Source organism: Psychrobacter sp. FME6, from assembly GCF_014861365.1.
Lineage (GTDB): Bacteria > Pseudomonadota > Gammaproteobacteria > Pseudomonadales > Moraxellaceae > Psychrobacter.
The window spans coordinates 25,788-37,750 of record NZ_RRYW01000023.1 but is presented as its reverse complement, the minus strand read 5'-3'; the positions used below and the strand labels follow the sequence as shown (position 1 = coordinate 37,750).

The window sequence follows — 11,963 nt, the reverse complement described above, 5'->3', positions numbered from 1 at the left end:
GCTGCGTAATTAAAATCTCCCAAGTTTGGTTCTACGGATTTGACGGCAGGGGTCAGTACGTCCAAGCTCAGTGGTACATACTGGAGTGTAATCTGCAGGATGTGAAAATAAAACCACCCAGTTATCTCCAGCCCAATCATAAAAATTGATATCACCTTCAGTGGTTGTCGCGTCAAAATTTGGTGCGCTATCACCTAAACGTAAATTTGCCATGTTTCATTCCTTATTTATATTAGTAATGAGCATTAAGACCTAAATCTATCCATACGCTCTATTATTATCAAACGTGCTCAGCTAATACTACACAATAACTTAAAGCACGTCAGCAAAAATTCTATTCTATCTTAGCAAACTGGTTATGAATGTCTTGTGATGGATTGTAATGCGGTTATTCCATTTATTACTAAGAAGAAAAGTAGATTTAATATAGTCAGTGAGAAGTAATATCGCTACATCACGTACTGCAGGTACCGTTTTTTCTAGCTTGCTGTGCCTACGCAGACAAAGGCTGCAAAAAAACTATACCCGCAGTATCGTAGCGTTTTTAAAGTATTTTGACTATAGTTTGACTGGACTACATTCTAAATCCCTCATTTTGAGAGAAAACATTATCATTTATAAAAAAGCCCATCTCCAGCGTACTAGAAATGGGCAAGCTTGCAAACCACTATTGTTTAGTAATACCTTAAATGAGCATTAGCGGCGCTAGCTTTTATAAGTTAAGCTGGTTTATAACTATCGCGCAGGCTGACGATTTGGTTGAAGACCGGCTTATCACCGCTGTGTTCTTCGCTATCAGAGATGAAGTAGCCTTCACGCTCAAACTGGAAACGCGTGCCAGCCTCAGCATTGGCAAGCGATGGCTCAACCACGGCCTCAAGCTCAGTCAACGAATTAGGGTTTAGCGCTTGATGCACATCAGCAACACTACTGGGGTCTTCAGCGCTGAATAGCTGCTCGTACATACGTACGGTGGCTGGCACGCCTTGACTGGCCGACACCCAATGAATCACGCCTTTAACCTTACGACCTTCAGGATTATTACCCAAAGTTGCTGGGTCAATCGTGGCTTTTAGCTCAATCACATTGCCAGCGTCATCTAGGATATGCTCAGTTACAGCCAACACATAGGTATTACGCAGACGAATCTCGTTTTTTTCTGGTGATAAACGCTTATAACCTGCTGGCGGCTCAATTTCGTAATCGCCTTGATCGATATAGAGCGTTTCAGTAAATGGAATCTCACGCTCGCCCATATCGACATTAGGGTGTTTCGGCTGAGTCAGCCATAAGGTTTGCGCGGCATCATCAAAACGCGCACTGACGCTATCAGCCTTTTGCGACTCCCAACTACTGACTGCTTCGGCAAAGTTAGTAATCGTCACTTTTAATGGTTTGAGCACTGCCATACCGCGCGCAGTGGTGGTTTCCAATGACTGACGAATGCTAAATTCTAATAAGCGAAAATCAACGACGCTGTCTACTTTGGTCACGCCGACACGCTCACAGAAGTCACGTAAGCCTTCTGGCGTATAACCACGGCGACGCATGCCAGCGATGGTAGGCATGCGCGGATCATCCCAACCGCTAACGATATTTTCATCAACCAGCTGCTTTAATTTGCGCTTACTGGTCATCGTATGATCGACATTTAAACGAGAGAACTCATACTGGTGCGGCGGTTGCTCAAAACCGATTTTTTCAACTGCCCAATCATAAAAGGGACGATGATCTTCAAATTCCAGCGTACACAACGAATGGGTAATACCTTCGAGCGCATCAGAGAGCGGATGGGCAAAGTCATACATCGGATAAATGCACCATTTATCACCGGTTTGATGATGTGCTTGATGCATGACGCGGTAGATAACGGGATCGCGCATATTCATATTTGGGCTTGCCATATCAATCTTGGCGCGCAATATCGCTTTACCTTCAGCGTACTTGCCATCTTTCATATCATTAAAGAGCTTGAGGTTTTCTTCGACACTAGCATCACGATATGGTGACGCTGTGCCTGTTTCGTTAAACGAACCACGACTCTCTTTGATCTGTTCAGGCGACTGCAAATCTACATACGCATCGCCCTGCTCAATTAATTGCACTGCCCATGCATACATTTGGTCAAAGTAGCCTGAGGCATGATGAGCTTCACCCGCCCACTCAAAGCCCAACCATTTCACATCGTTTTTGATATTATCAATATAGTCTTGCTTTTCTGCGGTTGGGTTGGTGTCATCAAAACGCAGATTACAGACACCGCCAAACTCTTTTGCCACGCCAAAGTTTAGGCAGATAGACTTTACATGACCGAGATGTAAATAACCGTTTGGCTCAGGTGGAAAGCGCGTGACAATTTGCTGATATTTTTGTGCACTGACATCTTCACGAATGATATTACGAATAAAATCGTTTTTTTGCTCGTCTTTTTGTGCATGGTTGCTTGAGTGCTCACTCATCGGGTATTGCTCCTAACGCAAATGGTCAATTCATGCGACGTGCCATCACGCCTCATGGAAAATTCAAACTAATCTATGAAATAAAACTAAGCCATTAAAACAACACTGGCTTATAAAAAATCTCAATCATGAAAACAACAGAGTATAAAAATCAAATTATTAGGGCGTGTCCTCATTTTGAAAATGGTGATAAAAATGAGATAAATTGCAGTCAAACAAGGAAAATAGTACAGATAATATCAAGATATTAGCCAGCTATTTAACGCAGTTTGGCAAGATTTAGCCATTTTTAGCCCATTTAGTTGATTTTGTTCAGATTGAGGACATGACCTAAGACGGTATGTTTAAAAGTAATCAAAAATGGGTAAAGTTGCGTTATTCTATCAGCTTTTGCAAAGGCATTAACAGCCTGATACATGACACAGGATAAAAAAGCCGTTAGACTAGCCATAACTTTTTATTTACCAACTTTTTACCCACCACTTAACAGCGTCATTTTAGGCGCTGCAATCAAAAAGGAATATCTCATGGTAGACATGCCACCAGTAGTAGAGCTTGACACCAGTATGGGTGCGATCGTTATCGAACTCAACGAAGAAAAAGCCCCAAAAACGGTAGAGAACTTTTTAAACTACGTAAAATCTGGTCATTATGATGGCACGATTTTCCACCGCATCATTGACGGCTTTATGATTCAAGGCGGCGGAATGGACGCTGAGATGAATGAAAAAGCCACCAACAAGCCTATCGAAAACGAAGCTGACAATGGTTTAAAGAATGACAAAGGTACCCTCGCGATGGCGCGTACCCAAGACCCACATTCAGCAACCAGCCAGTTTTTTGTTAACGTAAAAGACAACGATTTCTTAAACCACTCTGGCAAAAACATGCAAGGCTGGGGCTATACCGTATTTGGTAAAGTCACAAGCGGTATGGACGTGATTGAAAAAATGCGCGGCGTACCTACTGGTCGTTTCGGCATGCATGCAGACGTACCAACAGAGCCAGTAACTATTAATTCAGCGACTATTATTTCTGAATAATCGTTAATTCTGAATAACAACTATTCGGTAAATTCTGATTATAAATCGTTACTTATGATTTATGAGGATAAAGATAAATGCAAAGTTTTAATCATTTAATCACAACCCGTCCTCATGAAGTGCGGCAAGTTTTGATTAGCGATTTGCATTTATCGCCTGAAGAGCCTGCCTTAGTGCAGGCTTTTTTGGCATTAGTTGATGACTGCATTGCTCTGCCAGCGCTAAAACGTCTGTTTATCTTAGGCGATTGGTTTGAGGTCTGGCTGGGTGATGACGTTTATTTATCGTTATCAGAAGATGAGCGCCAAACACATTGGCTTACACCGCTGATCGTTAAGTTAAAAAAGCTGCGGGTCGAAGGTTGCGAGGTACTAATCATGCATGGCAACCGTGATTTTTTATTAGGTCAGCCATTTTGTAGTTTATTCGGTGGTGAGCTTATTTATGAGCCTTATACTTTAGCTGTAGGTCAAGAAAACTATCGTTTAGAACACGGTGATGCACTCTGTACTGATGATAAAAAATATCAGTTTTTTCGTAAAATTATGCGCCATCGCTTAATCCAATGGTACTTGCTCAATAAATCGTTAGAGAAACGCTTGGCTATCGCTGATAACATGCGCCAAAAGAGTCAGGAAAACAATGCCAATAAAGCAGCATATATCATGGATGTTAATGAAGCGGCAGTGAACAAAGCTATTTATCACTTTGACGCCTTACTACATGGTCATACTCATCGTCCTGAAATCCACCAAAGTAATGAGGGTAAAACTCGCTATGTCCTTGGTGATTGGCGGCTATTAGATAGCGACACTCGCCAGCCAAAAGTCAGTGCGGTGATTGGTGCGATTACGACAGATATAAATGCAAATATTGACAGCCACTCTAATAATGCTGAATTTGGATTGTTCGAATTTAAACATTCAGTGTAGGGTGCGCCCTGCGCACCAAAGTCAGTGCGCGAGGCACACCCTACAACTTTCATAAAATAAGGGTCTACTAAACATTTAGTAGACCCTTATTTTATTCGGCTATTAATCCTGTGGCATCAATTTAAAAAAGTGCTGGCGATAGTGCTTTAGCTCACGGATAGAGTCGCGAATATCATCTAAAGCTAAGTGACTGCCACCTTTTTCAAAATTCTTTAGAATATCAGGACGCCAGCGGAAGCATAATTCTTTGATCGATGACACATCAAGGTTACGATAGTGAAAGAACCTCTCAAGCTCTGGCATTTGGCGCGCCATAAAGCGGCGGTCTTGGCAGATCGAATTGCCGCACATCGGTGATTTACCGCTGTCAACCCATTTATTCAGAAACTTGATGGTCTCAGCTTCAGCCTCTGCTAATGTCACCGTACTACGGCGCACACGGTCCACCAATCCTGACTGGCCATGTTGCTTGGTATTCCAATCGTCCATACCGTTTAGTTTACGATCAGATACTTTGATAGCAAATACAGGCCCTTCCGCAAGGACATTCAAATCCTCATCGGTAACGACAGTGGCAATCTCGATAATCTCGTCATTTAAGGTATCGAGTCCGGTCATTTCTAGGTCAATCCATACCAGCCCTTTTTTACCTTGGTTTTTGATTTTAATCTTGTTGGGGTGGTCACCGGTAGTCATAAAGTATCCTATGGTCAATAAAGTTTGAAGCAACTTTGGAGCAATTTTAATGAAACACATCAGATATAATTATTGATGCTTAAATCACAATATTTTGCATCTACGTTGTGCGCCCACTGATTTATAACCGCTAAAACGTTACAAAACCACTGTCTAGCGTAGGTGCTTTAAGCTGTATGTTAGCAAATTTTCACGCTACACTTAGCAATATTTTTTTAATAGGTCACAAACCCATGGCATTAATCCGGCAACGTAAACTGACTAAACAGCAGATTCGGCGCATCGACAAACAACAACTGGCCAGTCAAGACAGCATCGATGATAGTTTGATGGATGGCGTGGTCATGGCGCATTATGGCAAGCAACTAGAAGTCCAAGTGACCAGCTTGCCTGCGGTGATACCAGTGCAACCAGAAATTGCACCCGATGATCCTGAGCCATTTTGGCAAGAGCTGGCGTTAGGCGATATCTGGCGTTGTCATGTACGTACCAATCTGCCGATGCTAGCCGCGGGCGACCAAGTACGCTGGAATGCGGACTCTAATACAGGATTTGGCCGTATCGAGTCAGTCAAACCACGTACCTCTCTTGTCTCGCGTCCTGATCGCTATCATAAACTCAAACCTGTCGCCGCCAATGTCGATATTTTGGCCATTGTTTTTGCCCCGCTGCCTGTCGCTGCCCCAACCTTGATCGATCGCTACTTGGTTGTTTGTCATCATGCGGGCGTACAGCCGCTATTAGTGCTTAATAAAGCCGATTTACTGGCAGAAGAAAAGGGCGTCGATACCAATGAGTTATTAGCACAATATGCGGCGCTTGGTTATGAGAGCATTTTGACCTCGGTCGATTGCCCTGAAAACGTCGCTGATAGCGATGAGCAAGAAGGCCTTGATGAATTAAAACGTTATATCGATAAAAAGCTGGTTATTTTTGCTGGTCAATCTGGCGTCGGTAAAAGTAGCTTAATCAATGCGCTACTACCTGAATCGGCTCAAAGCGTGAATATCATCTCTGATAATTCAAAACTTGGTCAACATACCACCACTACCAGCCGCTTATTGCCGTTTAATCCTGATGATTTAACCCAAGGTGGCATCGTCGACACGCCAGGTATACGCGAGTATGGTATTTGGCACTTAAGCCCTGATGATATTATTTCAGGCTTTGTCGAGCTTGCTCCATTGTCTGGTAACTGCCAATTCCGCGATTGTCGCCATACCCATAACAGCAAAGGCTGTGCCTTATGGCAAGCGGTTGCTGATGGCAAAGTATTACAGCGCCGTGTTGAAAATTTGGTGACGCTAAGAGAAGAGGCGGATACCAAACCTTACTAATCGCGGCCTTATTAATTGTTAATCGCTAGGTTGACCATCGCACGTTTACTATGGTCGGGCTAATCGGTATAATAGCGCCTTGTTCAATATCATTAGGCTGTCTTCTCAGCTTAATCGAACGCTTAATTTTTTGGAGGTATGGTTTGGATCGTGCGCTGGAATTTGTGGGCAACCACCCGTTTTTATTTGGTATATTAGCCGTACTTGCTGTACTGTTTTTTGCGATTGAAAACAAACGTAGCGGCAAAAAAATATCGCCTAATACCCTTGGTATGATGGTTAACTCGCAAAATGCGCAGCTTATCGATATTCGCGCCAAAAAGAAATTTGAAACAGGTTATATCCAAGGCAGCCGCAACATACCCTTTACCAACCTCAAAGATCGCTTAGAAGAAATACGCGCCATTGAGCATCCTGTGATTATCATCTGTGATATGGGTGTACAAGCAGGTGCTGCCATTCAAATGATCGGCAAAAATAACGTCTATCGTTTAGAAGGCGGCATTGGCGGTTGGCAAGGTGCGGGTATGCCATTGGTTGGCTTAAAAGATGCCAAACCAAAAAGCAAAGGCAAAGCCAAGCCAAGTTTGCATAAATAATGAGTCTGTATAGACCATTAAATATAGTCTTAAGCTGATATTGACTGGTGGCTTATTAAGCCTAGCAAACAACCTAGCAAACAACCTAGCAAACAAAAGGCACCTTCTTCTAAGGTGTCTTTTTTTGTATGACATTTATGATACCGTCAGGTTTTTTCGGTTTGAGCCGCTTGAATTTGCGAAGCTCATCCCCACTTTAAATAATGAGCCTCACCAAATATATTATTCATTTATTATTTGGTGGCTGGTTATAAGAATTATTATAAAATGATTGTTTATAATAAAACGCTTACCTCATAAACTTATAAATAAGGATTTATCATGACTGTATCTGTTAAAGTCTATACCACTCCTATCTGCCCATACTGCTCAAACGCCAAGCAACTACTAAAAACCAAAGGCGTAGACTATGAAGAGATTGGCATGCATGACATGAGCAGCGAAGAACGCCAAGCACTGATGCAAAAAACCAATAACTATCGCACTGTGCCGCAAATCTTTGTTGGCGAGACCTTTGTCGGTGGTTTTGATGAGCTAAACCAAATGAACCAACAAGGCAAACTTGACGAGCTATTAGCAGGTTAATTTGCTAGATTTTTTGCTGTCTGTCTTTACCTATGTAATGGTAGACAGTGATGAAGATAAAAGAAAGATAGTGATAAAAGTATTGATATAAAAGCATCGAGATAAAATATCGAAAATCAGTCTCGATTTATATTACAATCACCGCTTGCCCAATTATTTGATTAACTTTTAGAGGAATTACCATGGCTGAAGAACAAGCACAACCACAATTGGCACTAGAACGCATCTACGTAAAAGACATGTCACTCGAAGTCCCAGGTGCTGGTGTATTCACCAAAGAATGGAATCCAGAGCTTGATATCAATCTATCTAGTAATGCTGAAAAGCTGGATGACGACCACTATCAAGTGGTATTGACGGTCAGCGTCACTGCCAAAAATGCTGATGAAGCAGCGTTTATCGCAGAAGTCCATCAAGCGGGTATTTTCTTACTCAAAGATATTCCAGAAGATCAAATTGGTCAAATTTTAGGCGCTTACTGCCCTAACGTTTTGTTCCCTTATGCTCGTGAAGTCATTAGTGACATCGTCACCCGTGGTAGCTTCCCACAATTGCTACTTGCGCCAGTCAACTTTGACCAGGCCTATGCGCAAAGCCAAGAGCAAACGCAAGTTGATGCTCAAGGTAACGCGTAAGCTTTAATGTATTAAAGCATCAGCTTATTTATATTTGAAAGCCGTTTACTCATATAGTAAGCGGTTTTTTTATAGGCATATTTCAGTATGATTCTAAGTAATCCATAGATAAATTTTTTGCAGCCTCTGTCTGCGTAGGCACAGCAAGCTAGAAAAAACTGTACCAGCAGTACGTGATGTATCGATTTTACTTTTCACTGATTATATCTGTATTACTTTTCACCGACTTTATTATCATTAGACCTAAAAAAACCCTGCTCATTGGCAGGGTTCTCAAGCATTTCATCAATTGTCAAAAATCAATGATTAGCCTTTTAGAGCTGATAAGATTTGCTGTTTGACTTCATCGATGCCTTGAGTGCCATCAAATTTATCATAATTAGGCGCATCATCACCTTCTTTGGCTTTGTTTTGATAAAAACCAACAAGTGCTGACGTCTGCTCATGATAAGTGGCTAAACGGTCACGAATGGTCGACTCTTTGTCGTCTTCGCGCTGAATAAGTGCTTCGCCAGTCACATCATCGATGCCTTCTTGCTTTGGTGGATTGTGGTCGATGTGATAAACACGACCAGAACCTGCATGCTGGCGGCGACCAGACAGACGCTTAACAATTTCATCATCAGGAACACTGATTTCAATCACGTGATCAATTGCCACATTAGCATCTGCAAGCGCTTGAGCTTGTGGAATAGTACGTGGGAAACCATCTAAGATACAGCCATTGACACAATCAGGCTTAGCGATGCGTTCTTGCACTAGGTTAATGATAAGGTCATCAGAAACCAAACCACCAGCATTCATCACGTCTTTGGCTTGTTTACCAAGCTCACTGCCTTCTTTGATTGCGGCACGTAGCATATCGCCCGTTGAGATTTGCGGAATATCATATTCTTTAGAAATAAACTGAGCTTGGGTGCCTTTACCGGCGCCTGGTGGACCTAGCAAAATAATACGCATCATTACACGACTCTCCTTAATGGATAGGATTTTGGGACTAATAAAACTTAGGGATTGGTTGTTTGCCAAGCTACCTTACCTTGTGGCTTTAAAAAGCTCAAGTATTTTTAGCCTTGAGTCGGCAAGTTGCGATGACTTATCTGTTCATGGTTCATGTTGCGTGCCGTAGAAAATACCATGGCACGCATATATAAATCGCTTATATTTTTCTACTTATCCCTTAAGGAACCTGTTGATTAATCTCAACATTGGCCTGATTTTGGTCGGCGCTTATCACTACTGGATTGCCTGATAAGTCACCTGACTCTGCACTGGCATTGCCATTATGACTGACGCGAGCAATAACCGCTAATTGAACTTTATCAGCTCGAGCAGAGGCAAGCGTACGCTCAGGCATCATCGCATCTAAGTCACTTAGGCTAATCGTTGCCTTCCCTTGCTTAATGACACTAATCGGTAAACGCTTAGCAGCAAACGGTGGGCCACCTTGCACGTCACGTATCGCTATAAATAATACATCATCGGCTTCGATTAATGGCAGTAGGCTAGAATTGATAGATACGGTCACTTCAACGCCTTCAGATGCTTGTTGCTGCTGAGCGGTCACATTGGCACTTAATTCATCTAAACTCGCCAGCGCTTGGGTATGTTCGCCAGGCTTAGCCGCAATACTGTCACGCAAACGCTTAATCCAGCCTTGTGCTTGCTCAAAGTTATTACTACGTGCCTCACCCATTGCCATGAGCATTTGCGCGCCTTCATGCTCTGGATTTTTGGCCAATACGTCTTTTAATACACGGCGACTCGTCGTATCCAGCTGACCTTTATTAGCAAAGAAACTAATCTGCGCATAGGTCGTGGCAATTTCTTCGTTGTCAGGCGATAAACGATAAGCGCGTGACAAGGCTTCTAATGCTGAATCGGTGGCCTCTAACGATAAGAAAAGCTCAGACAGACGCATCCAGCGATCGGGATCATCAGCATGACGATAAACGTTGGTCTGCATCGCACTGATTAGCTGCGTACCATCTTCAATCGCCCAGGCTGGCGGCTGATCAATCTTGCCTGTTAATAAATCATCGGCAACTTGACTGACTTTGTCCTCAGCGGTCCAAAGATCAAACACAGGTGTGCGGTCACCGATCATCAGATAGGCCATAGCCGCCAGAACAGGCACCCAAACCATGATAATCAATCGACTCTTAATACCAGGCGTGACCATCGGTGTGACTTCGCGTTGAGCATCTAGCAATTGACGTTCAAGCTCAAGTTTTTGGTTTTGATAGTGACTGTCATCGATAGTGCCACTGTCTTTATCCACCTTTAATTCTGCTAAACGCTCACGGAATACAGCGATATTGATATCTAATAGTTGATTATCGACAGGTTTTTCTTGCGAACGTGATGCTCGTAACCACGGCATGATAGTGATAACCGCAAGTATTAAGGCCAGAAGTAAGCTTAGAGCAATAAATAAGCCAGCAGTAGAAAATAGGGTCATTTTTTGTCCTCGAGGCTTGTGATGTCATGATCATTTTTGTCCTTGCTATCATTAGTATCAGTACGTGATAACAAGCGATCAAGTTCGGCTTTCTCAGCAGCAGATAATGCAGTAGCGGTATTATTTGCCGCCCCTCCACTCTCACCACTAGCAACAAGCTGACGCCGCTTGCTGTGCCAAAACCAACCGATCAGCAGAATAATGAGTAACAATGGCGGAAAAAACCATAAAATCCATGTTGACGGGCGTACGGGCGGCTTATAACTGATAAAGTCACCATAACGTTCTTGCATATAGTCGCGAATCTCGCCATCACTACGACCATCTTTTACCAAGTCATACGTTTTTTGTTTTAAATCTTGGGCAATGGGGGCATCAGAAGCCGCCAAGTTTTGATTTTGGCATTTCGGACAGCGTAGCTCTTCGATCAGTCCACGATACTGCGCTTCTTGTTGGACAGAATCAAAGTTATAAACTTCAATTTCCGCATAGCTTGTCATACTTAGTAAACAGGCAATAATCAGGCTCGCCACTTTTATCGTAACGGCCTTTATTGAATGGGCTATCATTTGCACACCTCTTCAACCTGAATAGGATCTGGACTGACGTTATTATCATTGGCTTTATTGAGTACCGTCAAGCAAGGCTCGATACGACTTTGCCAGTTGCTCTCATTGACCTCACCGATAATATGCTGGCGAATAACACCTTCACCATCGACAACGAAAGTCTCAGGCGCACCCGTCAAACCCAGATCCAGAGCAAACTGCCCTGACAAATCCTGAATAGACATCGAAAAGGGATCGCCACCTCGGTTCAGATAACCGAAGGCATCACCAATATCATCTTTATAATTAACACCCACCAAATTGACACCGCGCTCTTCTAATTGCATTAAAAAAGGATGTTCGATGATACACGTGGGGCACCAAGAGCCCCAAATATTCATCAAAAATGGCTCATCAGGTAGATTGTCATTGGTCATGATACGACTGGTATCTGATAACAATGGCAGCTCAAAAGTAGGCACTGGCCGCTCAAGTGCGGTATTGGTGACGATATCCGTCGGCTTACCCAAACGCATATACAGCATCACAAACAAACCAATAAAGACAATCAACGGAATTAAAAACCATATCTTCAGCTGATTTTTATTCATGGTCTTTGTGCCGCCTTGCTTAGCCTGTTTATCAGAGGAATTATTTGATTGACTCAT

The 11,963-nt window shown here is 42.8% G+C and carries 12 protein-coding genes and 1 pseudogene; 6 read left to right on the top strand and 7 right to left on the bottom strand.

Annotated features, from left to right (window positions below):
• Nucleotides 1-54: 54 nt before the first annotated feature.
• Together EI162_RS05195 and EI162_RS05190 are read right to left on the bottom strand one after the other, a co-directional pair.
• Nucleotides 55-213, bottom strand: a pseudogene (locus tag EI162_RS05195) (redoxin domain-containing protein); the annotation flags it as partial.
• A 506-nt stretch (nt 214-719) separates the two neighbouring features.
• Nucleotides 720-2,459, bottom strand: coding sequence for a glutamine--tRNA ligase/YqeY domain fusion protein (locus EI162_RS05190; RefSeq protein ID WP_192523364.1), 1,740 nt, complete (start codon nt 2,457-2,459; stop codon nt 720-722).
• A gap of 527 nt (nt 2,460-2,986) precedes the next feature.
• Here EI162_RS05190 and EI162_RS05185 point away from each other — a divergent pair.
• Both EI162_RS05185 and EI162_RS05180 read left to right on the top strand, forming a co-directional pair.
• Nucleotides 2,987-3,502 (top strand): peptidylprolyl isomerase, encoded by a 516-nt coding sequence (locus EI162_RS05185; RefSeq protein ID WP_192523363.1) that lies wholly within the window; start codon nt 2,987-2,989, stop codon nt 3,500-3,502.
• Between the two features lie 77 nt (nt 3,503-3,579).
• Entirely contained in the window at nt 3,580-4,434 is an 855-nt protein-coding gene (locus tag EI162_RS05180) for a UDP-2,3-diacylglucosamine diphosphatase (protein ID WP_192523362.1), read from the top strand.
• Between the two features lie 102 nt (nt 4,435-4,536).
• Here EI162_RS05180 and orn read toward each other — a convergent pair whose 3' ends face one another.
• Nucleotides 4,537-5,130: an oligoribonuclease gene (orn, locus tag EI162_RS05175; protein WP_192523361.1), complete on the bottom strand. Its 594-nt coding sequence runs from the start codon at nt 5,128-5,130 to the stop codon at nt 4,537-4,539.
• Between the two features lie 233 nt (nt 5,131-5,363).
• Between orn and rsgA the strand changes: the two genes are divergently transcribed.
• The 4 genes from rsgA (at nt 5,364) to secB (ending at nt 8,286) form a co-directional block, all read left to right on the top strand.
• A complete protein-coding gene (gene rsgA / locus EI162_RS05170; protein WP_192523360.1) occupies nt 5,364-6,467 on the top strand; it encodes a ribosome small subunit-dependent GTPase A in 1,104 nt (367 codons plus the stop codon).
• Nucleotides 6,468-6,610: 143 nt separating this feature from the next.
• The gene (locus EI162_RS05165) at nt 6,611-7,066 is read left to right on the top strand and encodes a rhodanese-like domain-containing protein (RefSeq protein ID WP_192523359.1); all 456 of its coding nucleotides are present in this window, start codon (nt 6,611-6,613) and stop codon (nt 7,064-7,066) included.
• A 321-nt stretch (nt 7,067-7,387) separates the two neighbouring features.
• Nucleotides 7,388-7,651 carry a glutaredoxin 3 gene (gene grxC, locus EI162_RS05160; RefSeq protein ID WP_192523358.1) on the top strand — a complete coding sequence of 88 codons (264 nt, stop codon included), beginning with the start codon at nt 7,388-7,390 and terminating at the stop codon, nt 7,649-7,651.
• Between the two features lie 182 nt (nt 7,652-7,833).
• Complete coding sequence (gene secB / locus EI162_RS05155; protein WP_192523357.1) at nt 7,834-8,286, top strand: protein-export chaperone SecB; 453 nt, start codon at nt 7,834-7,836, stop codon at nt 8,284-8,286.
• 306 nt (nt 8,287-8,592) lie between these two features.
• Here secB and adk read toward each other — a convergent pair whose 3' ends face one another.
• From adk to EI162_RS05135, 4 genes are all read right to left on the bottom strand, one after another.
• Nucleotides 8,593-9,249: an adenylate kinase gene (gene adk / locus EI162_RS05150; RefSeq protein ID WP_192523356.1), complete on the bottom strand. Its 657-nt coding sequence runs from the start codon at nt 9,247-9,249 to the stop codon at nt 8,593-8,595.
• A gap of 217 nt (nt 9,250-9,466) precedes the next feature.
• A complete protein-coding gene (gene ccmI, locus EI162_RS05145; protein ID WP_192523355.1) occupies nt 9,467-10,747 on the bottom strand; it encodes a c-type cytochrome biogenesis protein CcmI in 1,281 nt (426 codons plus the stop codon).
• Nucleotides 10,744-11,316, bottom strand: a complete 573-nt coding sequence (locus EI162_RS05140; RefSeq protein WP_192523354.1) for a cytochrome c-type biogenesis protein — start codon at nt 11,314-11,316, stop codon at nt 10,744-10,746. Before EI162_RS05140 ends, ccmI begins: the two co-directional genes overlap by 4 nt.
• The gene (locus EI162_RS05135; protein ID WP_192523353.1) at nt 11,313-11,963 is read right to left on the bottom strand and encodes a DsbE family thiol:disulfide interchange protein; all 651 of its coding nucleotides are present in this window, start codon (nt 11,961-11,963) and stop codon (nt 11,313-11,315) included. Before EI162_RS05135 ends, EI162_RS05140 begins: the two co-directional genes overlap by 4 nt.

Coding starts and splice junctions, on each gene's coding strand:
- EI162_RS05190 (WP_192523364.1), bottom strand. CDS start 2,459: ATGAGTGAGCACTCAAGCAACCATGCACAAAAAGACGAGCAAAAAAAC.
- EI162_RS05185 (WP_192523363.1), top strand. CDS start 2,987: ATGGTAGACATGCCACCAGTAGTAGAGCTTGACACCAGTATGGGTGCG.
- EI162_RS05180 (WP_192523362.1), top strand. CDS start 3,580: ATGCAAAGTTTTAATCATTTAATCACAACCCGTCCTCATGAAGTGCGG.
- orn (WP_192523361.1), bottom strand. CDS start 5,130: ATGACTACCGGTGACCACCCCAACAAGATTAAAATCAAAAACCAAGGT.
- rsgA (WP_192523360.1), top strand. CDS start 5,364: ATGGCATTAATCCGGCAACGTAAACTGACTAAACAGCAGATTCGGCGC.
- grxC (WP_192523358.1), top strand. CDS start 7,388: ATGACTGTATCTGTTAAAGTCTATACCACTCCTATCTGCCCATACTGC.
- secB (WP_192523357.1), top strand. CDS start 7,834: ATGGCTGAAGAACAAGCACAACCACAATTGGCACTAGAACGCATCTAC.
- adk (WP_192523356.1), bottom strand. CDS start 9,249: ATGATGCGTATTATTTTGCTAGGTCCACCAGGCGCCGGTAAAGGCACC.
- ccmI (WP_192523355.1), bottom strand. CDS start 10,747: ATGACCCTATTTTCTACTGCTGGCTTATTTATTGCTCTAAGCTTACTT.
- EI162_RS05140 (WP_192523354.1), bottom strand. CDS start 11,316: ATGATAGCCCATTCAATAAAGGCCGTTACGATAAAAGTGGCGAGCCTG.
- EI162_RS05135 (WP_192523353.1), bottom strand. CDS start 11,963: ATGAGTCAATCAAATAATTCCTCTGATAAACAGGCTAAGCAAGGCGGC.